Annotated in this window: 18 protein-coding genes; 5 read left to right on the forward strand and 13 right to left on the reverse strand. The window is 67.6% G+C overall.

The features are described 5' to 3' along the window. Nucleotides 1–67: 67 nt before the first annotated feature. Both QNN99_RS13325 and QNN99_RS13330 read right to left on the reverse strand, forming a co-directional pair. Entirely contained in the window at nucleotides 68–3,703 is a 3,636-nt protein-coding gene (locus tag QNN99_RS13325) for a S41 family peptidase (RefSeq protein WP_229966941.1), read from the reverse strand. Between the two features lie 74 nt (nucleotides 3,704–3,777). Beyond that, nucleotides 3,778–5,511: a serine/threonine protein kinase gene (locus QNN99_RS13330; protein WP_229966942.1), complete on the reverse strand. Its 1,734-nt coding sequence runs from the start codon at nucleotides 5,509–5,511 to the stop codon at nucleotides 3,778–3,780. A gap of 123 nt (nucleotides 5,512–5,634) precedes the next feature. Between QNN99_RS13330 and lipB the strand changes: the two genes are divergently transcribed. From lipB to QNN99_RS13345, 3 genes are all read left to right on the forward strand, one after another. Continuing rightward, complete coding sequence (gene lipB / locus QNN99_RS13335; protein WP_229966943.1) at nucleotides 5,635–6,357, forward strand: lipoyl(octanoyl) transferase LipB; 723 nt, start codon at nucleotides 5,635–5,637, stop codon at nucleotides 6,355–6,357. Beyond that, a complete protein-coding gene (gene lipA, locus QNN99_RS13340) occupies nucleotides 6,354–7,358 on the forward strand; it encodes a lipoyl synthase (RefSeq protein WP_229966944.1) in 1,005 nt (334 codons plus the stop codon). Before lipB ends, lipA begins: the two co-directional genes overlap by 4 nt. Before the next feature lie 147 nt (nucleotides 7,359–7,505). Beyond that, the gene (locus QNN99_RS13345; protein WP_229966945.1) at nucleotides 7,506–8,258 is read left to right on the forward strand and encodes a DUF4191 domain-containing protein; all 753 of its coding nucleotides are present in this window, start codon (nucleotides 7,506–7,508) and stop codon (nucleotides 8,256–8,258) included. Between the two features lie 575 nt (nucleotides 8,259–8,833). Here QNN99_RS13345 and QNN99_RS13350 read toward each other — a convergent pair. Continuing rightward, entirely contained in the window at nucleotides 8,834–9,280 is a 447-nt protein-coding gene (locus QNN99_RS13350; RefSeq protein ID WP_229966946.1) for an RDD family protein, read from the reverse strand. 242 nt (nucleotides 9,281–9,522) lie between these two features. Here QNN99_RS13350 and glnA (QNN99_RS13355) point away from each other — a divergent pair, with 242 nt between their 5' ends. Continuing rightward, a complete protein-coding gene (glnA, locus tag QNN99_RS13355; protein ID WP_229966947.1) occupies nucleotides 9,523–10,947 on the forward strand; it encodes a type I glutamate--ammonia ligase in 1,425 nt (474 codons plus the stop codon). A 181-nt stretch (nucleotides 10,948–11,128) separates the two neighbouring features. Here glnA (QNN99_RS13355) and QNN99_RS13360 read toward each other — a convergent pair whose 3' ends face one another. From QNN99_RS13360 to glnA (QNN99_RS13410), 10 genes are all read right to left on the reverse strand, one after another. After that, nucleotides 11,129–11,893, reverse strand: a complete 765-nt coding sequence (locus tag QNN99_RS13360; protein WP_229966948.1) for an ABC transporter permease — start codon at nucleotides 11,891–11,893, stop codon at nucleotides 11,129–11,131. Continuing rightward, entirely contained in the window at nucleotides 11,890–12,690 is an 801-nt protein-coding gene (locus QNN99_RS13365; protein WP_229966949.1) for an ABC transporter ATP-binding protein, read from the reverse strand. The genes QNN99_RS13360 and QNN99_RS13365 overlap by 4 nt, the downstream gene beginning before the upstream one ends. A 36-nt stretch (nucleotides 12,691–12,726) precedes the next feature. Continuing rightward, nucleotides 12,727–13,089 (reverse strand): DUF1048 domain-containing protein, encoded by a 363-nt coding sequence (locus QNN99_RS13370; protein WP_229966950.1) that lies wholly within the window; start codon nucleotides 13,087–13,089, stop codon nucleotides 12,727–12,729. Between the two features lie 2 nt (nucleotides 13,090–13,091). Next, nucleotides 13,092–13,439: a PadR family transcriptional regulator gene (locus tag QNN99_RS13375; protein WP_284015969.1), complete on the reverse strand. Its 348-nt coding sequence runs from the start codon at nucleotides 13,437–13,439 to the stop codon at nucleotides 13,092–13,094. Between the two features lie 280 nt (nucleotides 13,440–13,719). Next, entirely contained in the window at nucleotides 13,720–14,409 is a 690-nt protein-coding gene (locus QNN99_RS13385) for a DUF2510 domain-containing protein (RefSeq protein WP_229966951.1), read from the reverse strand. A 112-nt stretch (nucleotides 14,410–14,521) separates the two neighbouring features. Next, nucleotides 14,522–14,695, reverse strand: coding sequence for a hypothetical protein (locus QNN99_RS13390; protein WP_229966952.1), 174 nt, complete (start codon nucleotides 14,693–14,695; stop codon nucleotides 14,522–14,524). 314 nt (nucleotides 14,696–15,009) lie between these two features. Further along, on the reverse strand, nucleotides 15,010–15,738 hold the full coding sequence (locus tag QNN99_RS13395) for an amino acid ABC transporter ATP-binding protein (RefSeq protein WP_229966953.1): 729 nt from the start codon (nucleotides 15,736–15,738) through the stop codon (nucleotides 15,010–15,012). Next, nucleotides 15,735–17,204: an amino acid ABC transporter substrate-binding protein/permease gene (locus tag QNN99_RS13400; protein WP_442860527.1), complete on the reverse strand. Its 1,470-nt coding sequence runs from the start codon at nucleotides 17,202–17,204 to the stop codon at nucleotides 15,735–15,737. The genes QNN99_RS13395 and QNN99_RS13400 overlap by 4 nt, the downstream gene beginning before the upstream one ends. A 112-nt stretch (nucleotides 17,205–17,316) precedes the next feature. After that, the gene (locus QNN99_RS13405; RefSeq protein ID WP_229966954.1) at nucleotides 17,317–20,334 is read right to left on the reverse strand and encodes a bifunctional [glutamine synthetase] adenylyltransferase/[glutamine synthetase]-adenylyl-L-tyrosine phosphorylase; all 3,018 of its coding nucleotides are present in this window, start codon (nucleotides 20,332–20,334) and stop codon (nucleotides 17,317–17,319) included. A gap of 53 nt (nucleotides 20,335–20,387) precedes the next feature. Then, on the reverse strand, nucleotides 20,388–21,728 hold the full coding sequence (glnA, locus tag QNN99_RS13410) for a type I glutamate--ammonia ligase (RefSeq protein WP_229966955.1): 1,341 nt from the start codon (nucleotides 21,726–21,728) through the stop codon (nucleotides 20,388–20,390). 254 nt (nucleotides 21,729–21,982) lie between these two features. Between glnA (QNN99_RS13410) and panB the strand changes: the two genes are divergently transcribed. Further along, nucleotides 21,983–22,852 (forward strand): 3-methyl-2-oxobutanoate hydroxymethyltransferase, encoded by an 870-nt coding sequence (gene panB / locus QNN99_RS13415; protein WP_229966956.1) that lies wholly within the window; start codon nucleotides 21,983–21,985, stop codon nucleotides 22,850–22,852. The last annotated feature ends 10 nt before the right edge of the window (nucleotides 22,853–22,862 follow it).

Consider the following 22,862-nt stretch of genomic DNA (forward strand, 5'->3'; position numbering starts at 1 on the left):
TGTTCCCAGCTCTGGGAACAGCACCTTCTGCCATTTCGGCGGGATGCGGGCGGCCGGCTCTCTGCCGTTAGTGCCGCCCGGCCTCCCGGTCACCGGCGGCGCCGGCAGCCGAAACCGGCGCCGGAGCCGCTGATGTGCCCGGCCGGGCCCCTGCTGCCGGCGTCGGCTGCGGGCGCGGCGGCAGCGGAGCGGGCTGCAGCGCCGGGTAGCCGGCCAGGGCCGGCGGCTGGTCGGTGGGCAGCTCGGAGAGCATTTCCTTCAGGATCCCCACGCCGTGCTCCAGCTGGGGATCCTCTCCGGCGGCATAGGCATGCGGCGGGAACGGAACCTCAATGTCCGGATCCACGCCGTAGTTCTCCACCGTCCAGTCAATGCCGCCGGTGACCCAGAAGCCGTAGCGCGGCTGGTTCACACCCGTGCCGTCGACCAGCTTGAACCGGCCGTCGATGCCGACGACGCCGCCCCAGGTCCGCATGCCGATCACGGGACCGATCCCGCGCAGCTTGGCCACCTGGGTGATGATGTCGCCGTCGGAACCTGCGAACTCGTCGGTCAGGATCACCACCGGTCCGCGGGGCGCATGCGCCGGGTAGGTGCTGGGCTGCTCGCCGCGGGCCAGCGTCCAGGCGGTGACCTTCCGGCCGATCAGTTCGGCGACCAGCTGCGAGGTGTGGCCGCCGCGGTTGCGCCGCACGTCCACGATCAGCGCATTGCGGGAGGACTCCTGGTCCAGGTCGCGGTGCAGCTGGGACCAGCCGTTGGCGACCATGTCGGGGATGTGCAGGTAGCCGAATCCTCCGTTGGAGGCTTCCCGGACAATCCTGCGGTTCGCGGCGACCCAGTTCTGGTAGCGCAGGCGTTCCTCGCTGCGCAGGGGCACGACGGCGATCCGGCGCTGGCTGGGTGCGCCGGCGCCGTCCTCCGCCGTCCGGACGATGGTCAGTTCCACGGTGCTGCCGGCAGCGCTGGAGAGCAGCGGCGCCGGGCCCTGGTCCGCCGGAACCGGCCGGCCGTCGACGGCGGCGATGATGTCGCCCGGGTGCACGTCGGCCCCGGGAGCCGCCAGCGGCGACACGGCCTGCGGGTCGGAGGATTCCGCGGACAGGATCCGCACCACTTCCCAGCCGCCCGGGCCGGGGCGCAGATCGGCGCCCAGGAAGCCCTGCGCGCCGGCACCGGGCTCGGCCGCCGGCCGGGGCGCAACATACGCGTGGGATGTGCCCAGCTCGCCCTGCATCTCCCACAGCACGTCCACCAGGTCATCGTGCGAGCCGAGCCGGTCAATCAGCGGCCGGTACCGGGCGTGGATGCCCTTCCAGTCCAGTCCGCCCATGTCCGGCGCCCAGAAGAAGTCTCGCTGCAGGCGCCACGCTTCATCGAATTCCTGGCCCCAGACCTTCAGCGGATCCAGCAGGACGCGGATGCGGGTGAGATCCACGGTGACGTTCTCCGGCGAGTCGTTGTCGGCGCGCGACGACGACGGGACGGCGTGCACCTGCTGCTCGTGGACAAACACGACCTTGCGGCCGTCGCCGCTGATCTCGTAATCCTCCAGGGCCGGCACCAGGACCGACACGTCCTTCTTCTCCAGGTCGAAGCGTTCCAGCCGGCCGGCGGGCTGCCGGTCGCGGGTCGAGGCCCGGCCGTCGCCGGTGACCCCGTAAGTGTCGGACGCCAGCCAGAGCAGGGCGCCGTCGGCCGCCGTGAGCTTTTCGTAGCGGCCCTGCGGCACCGGCACACTGATGATCCGGTCAGAGATGCCGACGGCGTCAATCACCGATCGCGGGCCCGAAGGGGCCGCTTCGGCCGGATCATCCGAGGACACCGGAGGCTGTTCGGCGCGTGGCACCGGAAGGCCGTGGACGGAGGGGCCGAAGGGCGACGGCGTATCCGCCGCGAGGGCGACGAGGAAGGGCTTGGTGGAGGACGGGAAACTCAGGTCGAAGCGGTGGGTGTCATAAACCGGGTCGAAGCTGCGCTCGGACAGGAACGCCAGGTAGCGTCCGTCCACGGTGAAGGCCGGGGCATGGTCGCGGAAACGGCCGTCGGTCACCTCGATGGTCCCGGCCGCGGGATCCGTTGCCGAGTGCACCCGGATTCGGGCCCGTGCGCCTTCCCCGGTCACCGGCTCGGACCAGGCCAGCCACTGTGAGTCGGGAGAGAACGCCAGCTGGTCCACGGCGCCGTGACCGGTGGCGGCAATGCGGGCCAGGGCGCCGCCGGCGGGATCCAGCAGGTAGACCTCGCCGTATTCGGTGGATACCGCAACAGCGGTTCCGTCCGGGCTGGCGGTGATCTGGGCGACGCGGGTGGGCTTGTCGAAGGGGATGCGCAGTGTGCGCGGGGATTTCTCCGCCGGTACCGCCGACGTTTCCGTGTCCTCCTCCGGCCGGACCGGTTCCGCTCCTGCCGGGGCCACCGGCGGCTTGTCTTCGCGCGCCGGTGCCGTGGCCGGGACCGGCACCGGGGTGCGGGTGGCGGCCGAGACCGGGCGGGGCAGGACAATTTCAGGCTCGGCGGCGGCCGGGGCTGCGGCCCCGGGCACGGGCGCTGCCGCGGAGGCGGCGGGCTGGCCGTCCCGGACGGCGGAGGCGGCGCCGTCGGGCAGGTCCAGCTCGGCAAAGACACTGCGGACGTAGAGGGATTCCTCGCCGTCGTGGTCCGCCACATAGACGGCCCGGCCGTCGGCCAGCGGCCGGCCCAGCCGGGCACGGACGGCGGAGTCCGCTTCGATGACGCGGGACGGTCCGTCGCGGTGCGTCAGCCAGTGCAGCGTGCCGTGGGACTCCACCACGGAGGCGGTGCCTTCGGTGTCCGGCATGACAGCCGCCAGGTGCGCGCCGACGTTCAGCGGCTGCGGCCGCCGGCCGGTGCCGGCCGAGCCCAGGGTGATGTCCAGCGGCCGGGCGTCGTCCTCAAGCGAGGGCAGCAGCCAGAGGGTGCCGGCGGATTCAAAGACGATCCGGTGCCCGTCCGTCGAGGCATGGCGGACATAGAACTCGCCGAAGTCGGTGTGCCGGCGCAGGTCCGTTCCCTGCGGCGTCACCGAGTAGAGGTTGCCGTACCCCTCGTGGTCGGAGAGGAAGACGATGCGGCCGTCGATCCACATGGGATCGGTCAGGTTGCCGTCCAGTTCCGGCACGAGCCGCTCAAACTCGCCGTTGCCGTCTGCATCGATCCAGAGCTTGCCGGCGGTGCCGCCGCGGTAGCGCTTCCACCAGGCCGGTTCGCGGGTCATCACGGAGCCGATGACGACGGGACGCTCATCGCCCACGGCCGGGCCCTGGGCCACGGCGTCCACCGGGCCGTACGGCAGGGCCAGCGGGGCGGAGCCGTCCAGGGGCACTTCGTAGGCCCAGCGCAGCCGGAAGTCCTCGTGTTCGAAGGGGCTGATCGCGATCACGTTGCCGGCTGCGCTGAAGCCCTTGACCCTGGTGCCCTGGTTGCCCCAGTAGGTCAGCCGGCGGAAGTCTCCGCCGGCCGTATCCGCCGCGACCACCTCGGGCGCGCTGCCCTGCACGACGCTCCACGCGATGGTGGCGCCGTCGGGGGAAAACCGGGGATTGCGTGCCGGGAGATGCATCGAGGAGATCCGCCACGCGCGGCCCCCGGTCAGCGAGGCGACCCAGACGTCGTCTTCCGCCACAAAGGTGACGAGGTCGTCGTGCAGATCGGGAAAGCGAAGATAGGGAGTTGAACTCATGTCCCCGATCCTATCTTTCAGGCCGGACAGGACACCCCAGGGACAGGCCCGGCGCCGCCATGTCGGCACGGCGCTCAGGCGGGCGAGGCCAGGATGTCCTCGATCCGCCATCCGTCCGGAGTGTTCACCATGACAAGGACAATGTCCTGACGAGACAGCGCTTCCGCACCGCGGACCATGCCGCCGTGCGCGTCACGCTCGGCGTAGGCCGACGTGGACACTGCTGCCGGCACGCTGAACCGCCCGCCCTCCCCCGGCAGCGCCGGACCCGCGGACAGGACCTCCACGGTGAGGCCGGAGAGGACGGTTCCGGCTGCCTCGAGCTTGGCGACCTCGGCCCGGTCGGCTTCCATGGCTGATGACCCCGGAAGATTGACCCCGTCCAGCAGCCCGGCGTCGGCCGTGCTGAAGGCCCGGGCACGCAGTTCCGCGAGGGCCGCCGCCGCCCGTACCGGATCATCTGCACGCAGCAGTGCCTGGAGTTCGGGCTCCGGAACCAGTGCCAGCGGACCCGGGCCAGGGGCGGCCTCCGGTCGCGGCGCCACAGCTTGTGCAGTGCCCGGCGGCTGTGCCGGAACCGCAGATGCATCTGCTTCCGGCGCATCGCCCTGCTCCGGGGCTGCAGCGCCGGGCCCGGCCGGGGCCGGGCCTTCCGGACTCTGGCCTTCCGGCCTCGAGCCTTCCGGAGTCTGGCCTTCCGGCGTCTGGCCTTCCGGGGCCGGGCTGCCCTGCGGCTGCAGCATTTCCGGAGCAGCCACCGCTACGGCTCCCAGCCCCATCGTGCCCGCCACCAGGACGGCCGCCGCGCTCAGCAGCAGCCGGTTGGGGCGTCTGCGCTCCGTTATCCGCTCATCCGGGCCCGCACGCCGTCCGGATGTTCGGCGCCGGCCCCGCGCCCGCAGCCCGGCGGAGGCCCGCAGCCCGGCGGAGGCCCGCCCCAGTTCGATTCGGGCGCGGCGGGATTCCGCCCCGGGTCCGCCGTCACCGTTAACGGGAAGCGCCAGGTCCAGCGGTTCCGCAGCGGCGGAGGCAAAGACCAGCCGGGTGAACTCCGCGGCGTCCGGGCGAGGGGCGTCTGCCCGCAACCCTGCTTCCACTGCAGCGGCGAGCGCCGGCGGAATCCCGGGAACCAGCGCCTCAAGCCGCGGACGGTGCTCTTGCGGGGGCAGGGCCTGTCCGGTCAGGATGAGCCAGCCCGACGCGGCAAGGGCAAATACGTCAGCATCGGGCTGCGGCAGCCATTCAGGAGCGACCGGTTCCGCGGCGGCGTCGACAGCAGGCGGTGCCGGCGGGACACCCGGCCCCGCCGTCCCGAGCAGGCGGGCGGTTCCCAGGTCGGCGAGCAGCGGCTTGCCCTGCGCAGAGAACAGAATGTTTCCGGGCGAAACATCGCCGTGAACAACTCCCTGTCCGTGCAGATAGGCGAGCGCGGAGCCGATGCCCACCAGGACCGTGACCGATTCCCCCGGCGTCAGGGTTCCGCGGACGGCCGCCAGGCGGGACAGTGACTCCCCCGGCGCGTGTTCCATGAGCAGCCCCGGCCCCTGGTCCGTCTCCAGCACCGTGTACAGGTGCAGCAGGTTCTCGTGTTCGAACCGCGAGAGGATGTTCAGCTCCCGCCGGGTTTCGAACGTACCGGCGGGGCCGCCGCCCGCCGCCGGTGTCTTCAAAGCGAAGCAGGCGCCGTCGTGCTCGCGGACCGCCAGCCAGACCCGGGCCGTGCTGCCCGAGCCCAGCAGCCGCGCGGCCCGGTACCCCTGCTCGATCACCGGCGGACGCGCTGTCCCGATAGCTCCGTTGAACTCCATGCCCTCTGTTCTAGACCGGATCCCGGGCGCGTGCAGAAGTTATCCACAACCGGCTGCGACTCCTGAGGCGGTGTGAGCCAAACCACAGTCGGAACTTGCGCTCCGGCAGTCTAGGCTGGCCCCATGACTTTGGAGTTCCTGCGCATCGGTCTCGCCCCGCACTATGTGGAATACCGCGACGGCTGGGACCGGCAGCGCGCACTGCACGAGCGGGTCCGGGCCGGCACAGCCCCCGACACCGTGCTGTTGCTGGAGCATTCCCCGGTCTACACCGCGGGCCGGCGCACGGAGGACCACGAGCGTCCGTTTGACGGAACTCCGGTGATACCGGTGGACCGCGGCGGAAAGCTGACCTGGCACGGCCCGGGCCAGCTGGTTGGCTATCCCATCCTTCGGCTGCCCGATCCCAGCAAGGTCGCCAACTATGTGGACACGCTCGAAGCCGCGCTGATCAGTGTGCTGGCGGACTACGGCGTTGCCGGCGAACGGGTGGCGGGCCGCTCCGGCGTGTGGGTGCGCGGCGGCGGCAGTGACCGCAAGATCGCTGCCATCGGCATCCGGGTGGACCACGGCGTCACCATGCACGGGTTCGCGCTCAACTGCAGCAACGATCTGGCTCCCTACGGCCAGATTGTCGCCTGCGGAATCGCCGACGCCGGCACCACCACGCTTTCGGCCGAGACCGGCCGCACGGTCACTCCGACCGACCTGGTGGCCCGTGTGGAAGAAGAACTTCTCCGCCGCCGGGACCACCTCGTCCGCGAACATCCCGTTGGGACCACGGACACCGCAACTCCGGAAACCGGCGCAACCGCAGCCGGCCGGCCGAAAGGAGCCATGCTATGACCCTTGCACCCGAAGGCCGCCGCCTGCTGCGCATTGAACAGCGGAATGTGGCCGTTCCCGTGGAACGCAAGCCTGACTGGATTCGGGCGAAGGTGTCCATCGGCCCCGAATACGTCCAGTTGAAGGACCAGGTGCAGAAGGAGGGGCTGCACACCGTCTGCGAGGAGGCCGGCTGTCCGAACATTTTCGAATGCTGGGAAGACAAGGAGGCCACCTTCCTGATTGGCGGCTCCGCCTGCACCCGCCGCTGCGACTTCTGCCAGATCGACACCGGCAAGCCCTCCGCCGTCGACATCTTCGAACCGACGAAGGTGGCCCGCTCGGTCCAGAAGATGAACCTGCGCTACGCCACGGTCACCGGCGTCGCCCGCGACGACCTGGAGGACGAAGGCGTCTGGCTCTACGCCGAGACCATCCGCAAGATCCACGAGCTGAACCCGGGCACCGGCGTCGAAATCCTGATCCCCGACTTCTCCGGCAACCCCGCGTACATCGAGGCGATCTGCGAGGCCCGGCCGGAAGTCTTTGCGCACAACGTCGAGACCGTTCCGCGGCTGTTCAAGCGGATCCGGCCGGCCTTCCGCTACGAACGGTCCCTGGACGTCATCACGCAGGGACAAAAACTGGGCATGGTCACCAAGTCCAACCTGATTCTGGGCATGGGCGAGACCCGTGAGGAGATCTCGGGTGCGCTGCGGGACCTGCACGACGCCGGCTGCGACCTGCTTACCATCACCCAGTACCTGCGTCCCAGCGACCGGCACCTGCCGGTGGACCGCTGGGTCAAGCCGCAGGAGTTCGTGGAGCTGAGCGAAGAGGCCACCGCCTTGGGTTTCCTCGGCGTGATGAGCGGGCCGCTGGTGCGCTCCTCCTACCGGGCCGGCCGGCTCTGGGCGGGAGCGATGCGCAAGAAGGGCCTGGAGCTCCCGCCCCGGCTGGCACACATCGAGGATTCGGGCACCACGCTCCAGGAGGCGTCCTCCATTCTCGCCCGCCGCTGACTCGCTCCCGCCCGGCCCGCTGCAGACGGGGCGGGCGGACAGATGTACGCCTGTCGCGAACCCGGCGCACGGAAAGCCGGAACTTCCGGTTTGCCGACGTCCGGGCCGCACGGATACCGCGCTCCGATCACGTAGAATTGAACCACTATGGCCAAAAGCACAGATTCCGACGCACCCAAGAGCGCCCGCAGCGGCCTCTTCTCCCGCAAGCCCAAGGCGGAGAAGAAGAAAAAAGGCCCGGGCCGCATGAAGCAGATCGCCGACGTCTTCAAGATGACGCGGCGCAACGATCCGAACCTGATTTGGGTGATGCTGGGCGCGTTCCTGGGCATCATCGCCGTCGGGCTGATCATCGGCCTGCTGATCGACAACTGGATCACGATGCTCATCATCGCGGTTCCGCTGGGACTGCTTGCTGCCGTCTTCATCCTGTCCCGCCGCGCCGAACGCGCCGCCTTCACCCAGATCGAGGGCCAGGCCGGTGCCTCCGGCGCCGCGCTGAGCATCCTGCGCCGCGGCTGGATCCTGGAAGAGCAGCCGGTCGCCATCAACCCGCGCAGCCAGGAAGCCGTGTTCCGCGCCATCGGACGCCCGGGCATTGTCCTGGTGACCGAGGGGGCCCCCGGCCGCGCCAAGGCCCTGGCCGACGGCGAACGCCGCCGCATGAACCGCATCGCGCCGAACGTTCCGGTACACATCATCCAGACCGGACGCGGCGAGAACCTGACCCCGCTCTCCCAGGTGGCCAAGAAAGCCAAGAAGCTGCCCAAGTCGCTGACCAAGCAGGAGGTGCAGGCAGTCAACAAGCGCCTGGCCGCCCTGGGCACCCGGCTGCCGATTCCCAAGGGCATCGACCCGTACAAGGCCCGCCCGGACCGCAAGGCTTCGCGCGGACGCTAAGCATGGACAGATACCTCACAACGCAAAGAGGGGATCTTCTTCGGAAGGGCCCCTTTTTGCGTTGCGGGCTCGACGGGATTGCTTCGAGCAAGGGTGGTGCGTCCGGCGTACGTTCGTGCGTTCGTAGTACGGATGACGGGCTTTTCAGCTCGGGATAGGCCCGTTTGCTGTACAACGGACGGGGCGGAGGCCGGTATAAGCCCGTTAGCTGTACGTCGGACGGGCGGGAGGCTTTCGGCTGCACAGGATCCCACCCTCTGTGGCGCATGGGGCCCAAGGGGTTCCACCAGCCCCAGCAGGCAACACACGGTGGGAACCAGTGCGCGGCGGCGCTCGGAGTGGAGCGGCCGCCGTCGTCGTCCGGCGTACGTCCGTTCGTAGTACGGATGATGGGCTTTTCAGTGCGGGATAGGCCCGTTAGCTGTACATCGGACGGGCGGGAGGCTTTCGGCTGCACAGGATCCCACCCTCTGTGGCGCATGGGGCCCAAGGGGTTCCACCAGCCCCAGCAGGCAACACACGGTGGGAACCAGTGCGCGGCGGCGCTCGGAGTGGAGCGGCCGCCGTCGTCGTCCTTAGCGCTTGTGCTGGACCTTGACGAGGACCGTGCCCATCGCGCGGTCGTGGAGGCCTCGCTGGTCGGCGTCGAACACGACGGCGGGAATCACGACGCAGAGCAGCAGGGTCCGGACCAGGGCCGCCAACGGGCCTGCCGGTGTGCCGTCGAGCTTCTGGACCTGCAGGCTGAACACGCGGTGCCCGATGCCGTAGCCCAGCAACGCCACGAGGACCAGCTGTTCCACGGCGAAGATGACGAGCGTTGCTGTCGAGGAGCCGCCGAAGAAGGCGTAGGAGATCACCGAGGCGATGGCCCAGTCAATGAGGATTGCCCCGAGCCGCGGGCCGACCCGGCCGATGCTGCCGGGTCCCGTCTTGGGCCTGCCGAGGCGCTTGCCGGGCCAGGAGCTTTCGTCGGAGGGAGGGCCTTCCAGCCACGAACCTATGTCTCTTCTATCAACCACGACTTAAGACTACCCGGCCCCGGTGAAGCGCCCGGCCCCCGCGAATGCTCCCTGAGGCCGGTTCACGCTAGGGTAGTAAGGAGACTTCGGCTAGCGTTACTTGCCTGAAACACGGCCGTCACGGCCGAGAAATTTGCTCCCCCTACAGTTCTAAGAAGTTGACAGGGAAGCAAGTTCCGTCCGTGGGCAGGCCGGGCAGCCCGGAGTCATCCACCCAAATGTGTAAAAGGAGCAAAATACCGATGTTCAAAACTGCGGACGAAGTCCTCAAGTTCATCGCTGACGAAGATATCAAGTTCGTCGACGTCCGATTCACCGACCTCCCCGGAGTGCAGCAGCACTTCAACGTGCCGGCAAAATCCGTCGATGCAGAGTTCTTCATCAATGGCCAGCTCTTCGACGGTTCTTCCATCCGCGGATTCCAGGGCATCGCCGAATCCGACATGCAGCTGATCCCGGACGTCACCACGGCGTTCCTGGATCCGTTCCGCATCGAAAAGACCCTGGCGCTGAACTTCTCCATCGTCAACCCCCGCACGGGCGAGCCGTACCACCGCGACCCGCGCGGCGTGGCCGAGCGTGCCGAGGCTTACCTCTCCTCCACCGGCATTGCCGACACCGCGTACTTCGCGTCCGAGGCCGAGTTCTTCATCTTCGACAACGTCCAGTACGAGTCTTCCCCGCAGGGCAGCTTCTACAAGGTCGACTCGATTGAGGCGCCCTGGAACAGCGGCCGCGAAGAAGAAGGCGGAAACCTCGGCAACAAGACGCCGTTCAAGGGCGGCTACTTCCCCGTAGCTCCCGTGGACAAGCAGGCCGACCTCCGCGACGCCATCTGCGTCGAGCTGGACAACGCCGGCCTTGAGGTTGAGCGCGCCCACCACGAGGTCGGCGGCGCCGGCCAGGCAGAGATCAACTACAAGTTCACCACCCTGACGCATGCTGCCGATGATCTGCTGAAGTTCAAGTACATCGTCAAGAACACCTCGGATGCCTGGGGCAAGTCCGCAACCTTCATGCCCAAGCCCATCTTCGGCGACAACGGTTCGGGCATGCACTGCCACCAGTCGCTCTGGAACGGCGGCACTCCCCTGTTCTACGACGAGAAGGGCTACGCCGGCCTGTCCGACGTCGCACGCTGGTACATCGGCGGCCTGCTCAAGCACGCTTCCGCCGTCCTGGCCTTCACCAACCCGACGGTGAACTCCTACCGCCGCCTGGTCAAGGGCTTTGAAGCTCCCGTGAACATGGTCTACTCGCAGGGCAACCGCTCGGCCGGTATCCGCATCCCGATCACGGGCTCGAACCCGAAGGCCAAGCGCATTGAGTTCCGCGCCCCGGATGCCTCCTCGAACCCGTACCTGGCGTTCTCGGCCCAGCTGATGGCCGGCCTGGACGGCATCAAGAACCGCATCGAGCCGGCGGACCCGATCGACAAGGACCTCTACGAGCTTCCGCCGGAAGAGGCCCGCGGCATCCAGCTGGCACCGGGCTCCCTGGAAGAAGCACTGGAGGCCCTGGAGAACGACAACGAGTTCCTCCAGGCCGGCGGTGTCTTCACCCAGGACCTGATTGACACCTGGATCGAGTACAAGCGCGAATACGAGATCAAGCCGCTCCTGCTGCGCCCGAACCCGTACGAGTTCGAGCTGTACTACGGCTGCTAATTAGCATCCGCGGCTGAACCGGGTTCAGTCCGCAGGGAGTCCGCACGAGCGGCCGGCACTTCGGTGACGGCTGCACGTGCGGACTCTTTTTTTGTTTCGCCCCCACCCCCCGAGATGGCAGAAAGTGCTCTTCTCAGCGCTCAGACGAGCACTTTGTGCCATTTCGGGGCTGGGTTCGGGGTCAGGTGATTTTGCTGCGGTACTTGGCAGTCGCCAAGGCGTAGCCCAGAGCGAGGATACCGGCGAGCCAGCCGAGGGCTATCCAGATGTCGCTGCCGACGGGCTGCTGCGCGAACAGGGCCCGGATGGTGTCCACGATGGATGTCACGGGCTGGTTCTCGGCAAACCAGGCCACCGGGCCGGGCATGGTGCCGGTGGGAACGAAGGCCGAGCTGATGAACGGCAGGAAGATCAGCGGGTAGCTGAACGCGCTCGCGCCGTCGACAGTCTTGGCCGAGAGCCCGGCAAGCACAGCGATCCACGTCAGCGCCAGGGTAAACAGGAGCAGGATTCCCAGGACGGCGAGCCACGCAGCCGCTGAGGCTCCGCTGCGGAACCCCAGGATCAGCGCGACGCCGGTGACCGCCGCGATGGAGATCAGGTTCGCCGCCAGGGAGGTGAAGACGTGCGCCCAGAGCACGCTCGACCTCGCGATGGGCATTGACTGAAAGCGTTCGAAGATGCCGCCCTGCAGGTCAAGGAAAAGCCGGTAGGCAGTGTAGGCGACGCCGGACGCGATGGTAATCAGCAGGATGCCGGGAAGCATGTAGTTCACGTAGGACTCGTCGGATCCGGTGTTTATCGCGCCGCCGAAGACGTAGACAAACAGGAGCATCAGGGCGACGGGCGTAACGGCGGTGGTGATGATCGTGTCGGGGCTGCGCTGGATGTGGCGCAGCGACCGTCCGGTCAGGACACGTGTGTTGCCGAGCGTGTGCGTGGTCATCTCAGGTCCTCTCCCGAAGAAACCGGGCCGTCGCTGCCCCCAACAAGGCTGAGGAAGACGTCCTCCAGGGAGGGCCTCTTCTCGATGTACTCGACCTTGGCGGGTGGAAGGAGCTGCTTGAGTTCAGCGAGGGTGCCGTTCTGAATGATCGTGCCCCTGTGGAGGATCGCGATCCGGTCGGCGAGATGCTCCGCCTCGTCGAGATGCTGTGTCGTGAGCAGCACCGTGGTGCCGTTGTCGGCGAGTTGCCTGATGGTCTGCCACACCTCGATGCGTGCCTGGGGGTCGAGGCCGGTGGTCGGCTCGTCCAAGAAGACGACCGGCGGATGGCCGATGAGGCTCATCGCAATGTCCAGCCGCCGGCGCATGCCGCCCGAGTAGGTCGAAGCCCTGCGATTTCCGGCATCGCTCAGCGAGAACCGGGCGAGCAGGTCGTCGGCAATCTTGCCGGGTTTCTTCAGCTGGCGCAGCTTGGCGATAAGGACAAGGTTCTCCCTGCCTGTCAGCACGTCATCGATTGCCGCGAACTGGCCGGTCAGGCTGATCGACCCGCGGACGCCGCCGGGTTTGGCGGCGACGTCGAAGCCGCAGACCGTGGCACTGCCGGCGTCGGCCGTCAATGTTGTCGCCAGTATCCGCACCAGCGTGGTCTTGCCTGCACCGTTCGAGCCGAGCAGCGCAAAGATGCTCCCCCGGCCCACATCGAAGGTGACCCCCCGCAGTACGTGCAGGTCCTTGAATGACTTCTGGATTCCCTGGACCCGTATGGCGGTGCCAGGTGATTGGTAGGTGGTCATGTCCGGTTCTCCGGTTCCGGCTCGGGTTGTGCTCGGTTACGGCTCGCGGGCGGCCTGCTCTATCGCGTCGTTCAGGCGCTTTCGCTCCTTGTTGATCCACTGGCCGTCCGCGTAGTTCTGGATAAAGGTGTCAGCAAATTCCACCGGATCATTCCCGACGATGTCGCGGATTGGTGTCTCATCGGCAGCGGCTCGTTCAAACAGGTCCGCGAGGTCATCGTGCATCTGGACCAGGATCCTGCCGTTGGCGATCGGCCGGGCGTACATGAAATACCGTTCAAGTCCCTCGACCGCCGTGCGGTAGTTGGCGGGGAGCTCTTCCTTGCGGGCCTTGTACTGTCGCCAGCGCTTCTTGTCCTCGAACGAGCCGGTCACCTGCTCGATCCATTTTGCGGCCATGGCTACTCTCCTTGCTGCGGGTTGTTGATCCGGCGGCGGAGCTGTTCGATCCGTTCTGCGAGGAATCCCCATGAACCCCAAAACTCCTCGAGGTACTCTCCGCCCAGGGCGTTGAGCGAATAAACCTTGCGGGGCGGGCCCTTTTCCGAGGGGACCTTTTCGACATCCACGAGGCCGCGTCTCTCGATTCGAACCAGCAGTGCGTAGACCGTGCCCTCGACGATGTCCGAGAAACCCTGCTCGCGCAGCCGGGCCGTGATCTCGTAGCCGTACGCCGGCCGCACGGCCAGGATCGCCAGGACGATGCCCTCAAGAGTGCCCTTGAGCATCTCGGTCATCTGCTTGGCCACTAAGGCCCCTCCGTACTACTTGGCGATACTGACTACTGCTAAATAGTAACACTAGCTACTGCGGGCACAAGAGGTGGAGGGTGGGAATATTATCGCTGCGGAAAGAGTCCGGGGACCGAACGGCCGCCCTTAACCGACTGCGCCACCGGAGCTGAATCTCTCCGGCGGTACTGGCTAAAAGATGAGCTGTCCCGTTTCGCCCGGACCCAAGGCCATGAAACCACAGGTGGCAAGCAGATGCTCACCAAACGGATTGCCGCGGACTGTCGGCCAGGAATCCCTAGTAATAAAGGGAACTGGAGAGGAACACGAAAAGGACCAGGACCGACAAAAGCGTGAAGATGATGCCCAGCACCAGGCCGATGACCCCGAAGACCTTGTACATCGGTGCCCGGTCGCTCTGGTTCGACAGCCCGATGGCGGAAAAGGCTCCCGCGGCAAGACCCACGGCGGTGCCCACGAACGGAATGAAGAACAGGAAGAGGGATACGATTCCCAGGATGAAGCCGGTCAGGGCGACAGGATTGCTGCGGGTCCGCGCAGGATAGCCGGGAAAGCCCTGATATCCGGGGTAGCCGGAGTATGCGGGCCGGGAGCCGGCGTACCCCTGCTGGTAGTTCTGGTAGCCAACATGCCCGGCCTGGTCCGTATAGCCCTGGGCCTGCCCCGGATGGCCCGACTGCTGCCCCGGATAGCCGGAATAGGGCGGAAAAGCCTGCTGCTGGCCGCCGGGATATCCCTGGCTGCCGGGATAAGACGGCACGTCCTCGGCGGCGGCCGGGACGTCGAATGCCTCCGGGGATTGGTCCTCCCGGGCCGTGGGCGCTGCGGGCTGCACCGGGCTGAAGGAGTCGGCAGTGTCGGCCGCCGGCAGCGGCATGGTGTGAGCACTCCACTGCTGGCCATCCCACCATTTCAGCTGGTCCGGGTTCAGCGGATCCTGGTACCAGCCGGGCAGTGGCGATGTCATGGGGTTCTCCTGGATTGGATAGCGGCGCCGGGCTCGTACGGCCCACATTTCTTACGGTAGCCGATTCCTGGCAGAAACCCGGCCAGGAACGGCGGGCAGTCCGGTTGCTTCGTTAGGACACCAGCTCAGCGCTGACGGAAGCATCAACACGCGCGTTGTTCAAAATGCTGATTTCGGCGGCCGACACCCCGCCGGCCACGAGGACGCAGCCAACAGCGATAGCGGTGATCTGGGCGGTCAGGGAAGATCCGGTACGGTTCCGGGTTTGCGCAGCATGCTTCGGCATGGATGGGACTCCTATCGTTGTGGTGGAGATTTCCGGGAGGCAGAACGCCGTCATTGCCGGAAGATGAGGTACCGGACGGCGCAACGGCTCGTCCGCTCCAAGGCGGGGACTGGCGGGCGGATGAATTTCGCCGCGCCGCCAACAAATCCCGGCCACCATTAAGTCTAGGAGCCCGGTCTGGCCGCTTCAACGTGGGTCTGGTCACGCGGGAACCCACCGAACCGGCCGGAGTACGACGACGGCGGCCGCCCCCGGAGGGAACGGCCGCCGTCGTCGCGGTGGCGCCGGACATCCCGGCGCTGCCACAAGCGGAGCTAGAGCACCTTGGCCAGGAAGTCCTGCAGCCGGGGCTGCTCGGGCCGGGAGAAGAGGTCCTCCGGCACGCCCTCTTCCACGATGACGCCGTCAGCCATGAAGATCACGCGGTCTGCCACTTCGCGGGCAAAGCCCATCTCGTGGGTCACGACGACCATGGTCATGCCGGCCTTGGCCAGGTCGCGGATGACCTGCAGGACCTCGCCGACCATTTCCGGATCAAGCGCGGAGGTGGCTTCGTCGAAGAGCATGATGTCCGGAGCCATGGCCAGCGCCCGCGCAATGGCCACACGCTGCTTCTGGCCGCCCGAAAGCTGCGCCGGGCGGGCGTCGGCCTTGTCGGCCAGTCCCACCTGTTCCAGGAGGCGCAGGGCGTTCGCGCGGACCTCTGCCTTGGAACCCTTCTTCAGTTCCAGCGGCGCGAGCATGACGTTCTGCAGCACGCTCATGTGCGGGAACAGGTTGAAGTGCTGGAAGACCATGCCGATGTTCTGGCGGACCTTGTTCAGGTCCACCTTCGGGTCGGTCAGGCTGTAGCCGTTGACCTCGACCTCGCCGGCCGTGATGTCCTCGAGCTTGTTCAGGCAGCGCAGGAAGGTGGACTTGCCCGAACCGGACGGGCCGATCACGCACACCACCTCGCCCTCGGCGACGGAGACGTCCAGGCCCTTGAGGACCTCGTTGGATCCGTAGGACTTGCGCAGTCCGCGGGTTACGATCTTGCTCACTTGTTAAACCTCTTATCCAGAACATCCGCCAGCTTGGTCAGCAGCGTGATGACGATGAAGTACAGGGCCGCAACGATCAGCAGCACCTCGGCGGTCCGGAAGTTCACGGCGTAGATCTGCTGGGCCTGGTAGGTGAGTTCGGCGAAACCGATCACGGCCAGCAGTGAGGTGTCCTTCAGGGTGATGACGAACTGGTTGATGAAGGACGGCGTCATGATCTTCACGGCCTGCGGAATAATGACCTTCTGCATGGTCTTGCCGTAGCCCAAGCCCAGGCTGCGGGAGGCTTCCATCTGGCCCGGATCCACCGACTGGATGCCGCCGCGCACGATTTCGGTCATGTAGGCGCCCGCGTTCAGCGACAGGGTCAGCACGCCGGCGGTCAGCACGTCCACCGGCTGGCCGATCAGCTGCGGCAGCCCGAAGTAGAAGAAGAACGCCTGGACCAGCACCGGAGTGCCGCGGAAGATCGCCACGTAGGTGGTCGCGATGCCGCGCAGGATGACGTTGTTGCCAACCTTGAAGAAGCCGAAGAGCACACCTAGCACCAGGGCGAAGACCAGCGACAGGGCGGTTGCCAGCAGGGTCAGGCCCATGCCCTTGGCGAAGGCCGGGGCGTTGTCGGTGACCAGCGACCAGAAGCTGGAATCCTTGGCACCGGCGTCCAGGTAGCGGTCGATGATCTCGTCGTATTCACCGCTGGCCTTCAGCTCGGCCAGGCCGGCATTGAAGGCCTCCAGCAGTTCGGGGTTGGTCCCCTTGTTCACGGCGAAGCCGTAGGAGGAACCGGCTTCCTTCTCCGTGACGGTCTTCAGCCCGTTGCCGGAAGCGACGCCGTAGGCCAGCACCGGGTAGTCGTCGAAGACTGCCACGGAACCGCCGGACTTCACGTCGTCGTACATCTGCGCGGACTGCGCGAACGCCACCACGCTGAAGCCGTACTCGTCCTTGATGGATTCTGCGAAGGTCTGGCCCTCGGTGCCGGTCTTGACCGCCACGCGCTTGCCGGCCAGGTCCTCGTAGCTGGAAACCTCGTCGTTCGTCTCCGCGACAGCCATCTGGATGCCGGATTCGAAGTAGGGGTCCGAGAAGTCGAAGACCTTCTGGCGTTCCTCGGTGATGGACATGCCCGCGATGACGCCGTCCACCTGGTTGGATTGCAGGGACTGCAGGGCCGCGTCAAAACCGAGGGAGCGGATGTCGACGCTGAATCCCTCCTCCTCGGCAATCGCGTTGATGAGGTCCATGTCGATGCCCACGAGTTCGCCGTCCTGGCGGAATTCGAAGGGGGCGAACGTGGTGTCGGTGCCGACGGCGAAGCTCTGGCCCGAGACGCCGCCGGTGGTATCTGCTGCGAAGGCCCCGGTTGCGGGGACGCCAAGGAGCAGTGCGATGGCCGCGGTCACCGCTATGAAGGGCGCGGCGAACTTAGCCCGGCCCCGGAGGGCCCGTTTGCCAGTATGCAAGGTGAAAACGTCTCCTAGATGTTCCGAAACGGCACAGAAATGCCGATAATGCCTCATAGAGACTACCGAGCGCACGGCGCAGGAACTAACCGGGAGACTGGCGGCTCCGGGGTCAGTGGGAGTTGTAGCCGTAGAACCAGCGTTCGAAGACTGCCCGCGATCGGCGCGTGATTCGTAGGTAGTTTTCCTCCAAAACGCCTCCCTGGCCGGCGCCGTAGCCGCACCAGCGGGCCACTGCCTCGAGCTCCCGACGTGAGGAAGGCAACACGTCGGGGTTCCGTCCGCCGCGGATGACGTTGGCGCTTCGGATCCGGCTGGCGAGCAGCCAAGCCTCCCGCAGGATGGCCGTATCCGCCTCGGGCAGCAGGCCGGCAGCCGCGATTGCGTCCAGCGCCGGCAGCGTGGCGGTGGTCCGGAGCTCCGGATGTGTGCCGGCGTACTCGAGCTGCAGCAGCTGCACCAGCCACTCGACGTCGCTGAGGGCGCCGCGGCCGAGCTTCAGCTGCCGGGAGGAATCCGCCCCGCGGGGCAGTCGTTCATTTTCCACCCGCGCCTTGATGCGGCGGATCTCGCGGATGTCGTTTTCGCTCACGCCGGCTGAGTAGCGGATGGGATCGATGAGGTCGATGAAGTCCTCGGCCAGGTCGTCGCTGCCGGCCATCGGGCGGGCGCGGACCAGTGCCTGCGCCTCCCAGATCAGCGACCAGCGGCTGTAGTACTCGCGGTAGGACCCCAGGCTGCGCACCAGCGGACCGTTGCGCCCTTCCGGGCGCAGGCCGGCATCCAGGACCAGCACTTTTTCCGCCAGGATCGCCGGCGTGCACGGTTGCTGCAGCAGGGCCGAGAGCTGGCCGACAATGCGTTCGGCCTGGGACTGGGCAGCGCCCGGGTCGGCCCCGGGCACGGCACGGTGGACGTACAGGACGTCGGCGTCGGACCCGTAGCCGATTTCGCGGCCGCCCTGGCGGCCCATGGCCACCACCAGCATGTCCGTGAGTTTCTCCTCGCCGGCGAACACCTCGCCCTCGGCGACGTGCAGCGCCCCCAGGACCGCTGCCCGGTCGGCGTCGGCGAGCGCCCGGCCAACTTCCTCCTGCGTCAGCAGCCCGGCGCTGTCGGCGAGCGCGATGCGCAGCATTTCCCGGCGCCGGATCAGGCGGACCAGCCGCATGGCCGCCCGCGGATCGGGGTGGCGGGACATTTTGGACCGGATTTCCTGCCACTGCGCGTCAAACGACAGCGGGGTCAGGTCCTTGTCGGTGGCCAGCCAGGCGGTGGCTTCGGGCGAGACCTCGAGCAGGTCCGTGATGAACCGGCTGGACGACAGGATGGAGCACAGCCGCTCCCCCGCGGCCGAGGAATCACGCAGCATCCCCAGGTACCAGTGCGTCTCCCCCAGCGACTCGCTCAGCCGCCGGAAGCCCAGCAGCCCGGCGTCGGGGTCCACGCCGTCGGCCAGCCAGCCCAGCAGCACCGGCAGCAGCTGGCGCTGGAGGGCGGCGCGGCGGCTGATCCCGACGGTGAGGGCCTCGATGTGCCGCATGGCCCCCTTCGGATCCGCATAACCCAGCGCTGCGAGCCGGGCCTGTGCGGCGGCCGGAGAGAGCTTGACCTCGTCCACGCTGAGGTTGGAGGCGGTGTTCAGCAGCGGGCGATAGAAGATGCTTTCGTGCAGCCGGCGGACGAGGCGCTTGGTGCGCTGCCAGGTGTCGGTCAGCCGTTCGGCGGTGGGCCGGCCTACGGCGAGCGAACCGCTGGCGGCCTTGGCCAGGGCGCGCAGGGCCGGTTCGGTGTCCGGCATCAGGTGCGTGCGGCGCATATGCACCAGCTGGATGCGGTGCTCCAGGACGCGCAGGTAGCGGTAGGCGGCGTCGAGGTCGACGGCGTCGCTGCGCCCGATGTAGCCGCCCTCACTCAGGGCCGCGATGGCAGCCGTCGTGGCGCGCACCCGCAGCGTTTCATCGGTCCGGCCGTGCACCAGCTGCAGCAGCTGGACGGTGAATTCGACGTCGCGCAGGCCGCCGCTGCCCAGCTTCAGCTGGCGGGCCTCCTCGTGGCCGGGAATGTTGTCGGTCACCCTGCGGCGCATGGCCTGGACCGACTCCACGAAACCCTCGCGTTCGGTGCTGGACCAGATCAGCGGGGCCACGGCTTCCTCGTAGCGCCGGCCCAGGTCGGGATCCCCGGCGGCGGCGCGGGCCTTGAGCAGCGCCTGGAACTCCCAGGTGTGCGCCCAGCGGGTGTAGTAGCTCAGGTGGGAGTCCAGGGTGCGCACCAGCGGGCCGTCCTTGCCCTCGGGCCGCAGGTTGGTGTCCACCTCCCACAGCGCCGGCTCGGGCGCCGAGGCGTTGATCGCACGGGAGATGCCGGCGGCGAGAGCGGTGCCGATTTTCGCGGCCAGGGTCTCGTCGAGCCCGGCGGATTCCATCACGTAGATGACATCGACGTCGGAAATGTAGTTCAGCTCCCGGGCTCCGCACTTGCCCATGGCAATCACGGCAAGGCGCACCCGGGAAATGTCCTCCGCCGAATAGCTGGCGGCGAGTTCCGCGCGGGAGACCGCCAGCGCGGCCTCCAGGGCGGCGCCGGCCAGGTCAGCGAGCTCGCGCCCGACGGCGGGCAGGACATCGGCGGGCGACGCCGCCCCCAGGTCGCGCACGGCCAGGTCCAGCAGGTGCTTGCGGTACCGCGCACGCAGGGCCACGTACGCCTCGGTCCCCGTCAGGCCCGCCACCGGAGCGTCCCCGGTGCCGGCCTTGACCGATTCCAGCAGCGACGCGCGGAGGATGTCTCCCGGTACCTCCGCCGGTTCAGCGCGCAGCGGCACCCGCAGGCTGTCGGCGGCCTCGGGGTGGCGCATGAGGAATTCGGCCAGCGCCTCGGAGGCGCCCAGCAGCCGGAAGAGGGCTTCGCTTGCCTCTTCGCCGCCTTCGACCAGCTCGCGCAGCTCGGGCACCCGGTCCAGCAGCCGCACCAGTGACTGCAGGGCCAGGTCCGGGTCCGCGGCCTGCAGGAACCCGGTGAACAGCACCGCTTCGTCCAGCCCCTCGAGTTCGGGCGCCTGCAGGAAGCGGCTGCTTTTTTCCAGGTCCGTGAAGCCTGCGGCAATCAGCCGGCGGGTGAGACTCATAGGAGGTCCTCCATATCCTTCATTCCTCCGTAACGCTCAGTACCGGCGGGTGGCTAGAGAATGCCCAGGTTTTTCTTCAGCTCAAACTGCGTGACGTGCTGGCGGTACTCGTTCCACTCGGCGCGCTTGTTGCGCAGGAAGTTCTCGAAGACCTGCTCGCCCAGGATGTCGGCCACCAGTTCGGACTCTTCCATGGCCCGGACGGCGTCGTGCAGCGAGGCCGGCAGCGGATCCAGGCCCATGGCGCGGCGTTCGGCCGCCGAGAGGCTCTCGACGTCGTCCTCTGCGCCGGCGGGCAGCTCGTAGCCCTCTTCAATGCCCTTGAGCCCGGCGCCGAGCAGGACGGCGTAGGACAGGTACGGGTTGGCTGCTGAGTCAATGCCGCGGTATTCGATGCGCGCCGACTGGCCCTTCCCCGGCTTGTACAGCGGAACCCGGACCAGGGCGGAGCGGTTGTTGTGGCCCCAGGACACGTAGCTCGGGGCTTCGCCGCCGCCCCAGAGCCGCTTGTAGGAATTGACGAACTGGTTCGTCACCGCGGTGAACTCCGGCGCGTGGCGCAGCACGCCGGCGATGAACTGGCGGGCGGTGCGGGAGAGCTGGAACTCGGCTCCGGCTTCGAAGAACGCGTTGGTGTCGCCCTCGAACAGGGACAGGTGCGTGTGCATGCCGGAACCGGGGTGGTCGGAGAACGGCTTGGGCATGAACGTGGCGTAGCAGCTGGTGGTCAGTGCCACTTCCTTGACCACGGTGCGGAACGTCATGATGTTGTCGGCCGTCTGCAGCGCATCAGCGTAGCGCAGGTCAATTTCGTTCTGGCCGGGGCCGGCCTCGTGGTGGCTGAACTCCACCGAGATGCCCACGGCTTCGAGCATGGAGACAGCCGTGCGGCGGAAGTCCTGGGCCACGCCGCCGGGAACGTGGTCGAAGTAGCCGGCCCGGTCCACGGGGACGGGCTCGCCGTCGGGACCGAGCTCATCGGACTTCAGCAGGTAGAACTCGATCTCGGGGTGGGTGTAGCAAGTGAAGCCCATGTCAGCGGCCTTGGCCAGCTGGCGCTTGAGGACGTTGCGGGGATCGGCCGCGGAGGGCTGGCCGTCCGGGGTGAGGATGTCGCAGAACATCCGGGAGGTCTGCTCGGAGTCACCGCGCCAGGGCAGAATCTGGAACGTGGAGGGGTCCGGCTGGGCCAGCATGTCGGACTCGAAGACGCGGGCCAGGCCCTCGATCGAGGAACCGTCGAAGCCCAGGCCCTCCTCGAAGGCGCCTTCCACCTCGGCGGGGGCCAGCGCCACCGACTTCAGCGTGCCCACAACATCGGTAAACCACAACCGCACAAACCGGACGTCTCGCTCTTCGATGGTGCGCAAAACGAATTCCTGCTGGCGGTTCATCCCTACCCTCTTTCTGGACTGTGGGACCGCACCCGGATCCTTCCGGGCAGCCCCTGCGTTTCAAGCCTTCCTTCACTCTACCTATCCCGCGGCGGATTACCGCCGTCGCAGGCTGGCGCGGCACCGCATTACGCCGGCCGGCACTGCACGCGCCGCCGGCTTGTGCCTGCGTGCCGCCGCCGGCTGCCGCAGTCAGCGGTACCGGCTTGCGGGACCGGGGCCGCAACGCCGCGCTTGTTTAGTAGGCTCGGCGCATGACCGACGCCGAACACCCCGCCCCCTACACTGCCGGACCTGCCAGCTCCGCTGCCCCCGGGAAACCCGCCGGACCGCGCCGGATCCGCATCCCGCACCTGCAGCAGATCAAGGATTCAGGACAGCATTTCGCGATGCTCACCGCCTATGACCAGTACACCGCCGCCATCTTCGACGAGGCCGGCATCGAGGTGCTGCTGGTGGGTGATTCGGCGGCGAACAACGTCATGGGCCACGCCACCACGCTGCCGATCACGCTCGACGAGATGATCGTGTTCGCACGTTCGGTGACGTCCGGAGCGAGCCGCGCCCTGGTGGTCTGCGACCTGCCCTTCGGCTCCTACGAGATCTCCCCCGCGCAGGCCGTCGAGTCCTCCATCCGCCTCCTCAAGGAGGGGCTGGTGCACGCGGTCAAGATGGAGGGCGGTGCGTTTTACGCGCCGCACGTCAGCGCTCTGGTGGCCGCGGGGATTCCGGTGATGGCGCATGTGGGCTTCACGCCGCAGAGTGAGCATGCCCTGGGCGGCTATCGGGTGCAGGGCCGCGGCGACGCGCGCCGGACAGTGCTCGACGACGCCGCCGCCCTGGCCGAGGCGGGAGCCTTCTGTGTCCTGATGGAAATGGTGCCGGCCGACGTCGCCGCCGAGGTGGATGCCGCCGTTGCCGTTCCCACCATCGGCATCGGCGCCGGCAACGCCACCACCGGGCAGGTCCTGGTCTGGCAGGACATGGCCGGAATGCGCGGGGACAAGCTGCCGCGTTTCGTCAAGCAGTTTGCGGATGTCCGCTCGGTCCTGTCCTCCGCGGCACGCGCCTACGCCGATGAAGTGCGCAGCGGCACGTTCCCGGGGCCGGAGCACAGCTTCTAGGAGCGGATCG

This window comes from Arthrobacter sp. zg.Y820 (genome assembly GCF_030125555.1).
Taxonomy (GTDB): domain Bacteria; phylum Actinomycetota; class Actinomycetes; order Actinomycetales; family Micrococcaceae; genus Arthrobacter_B.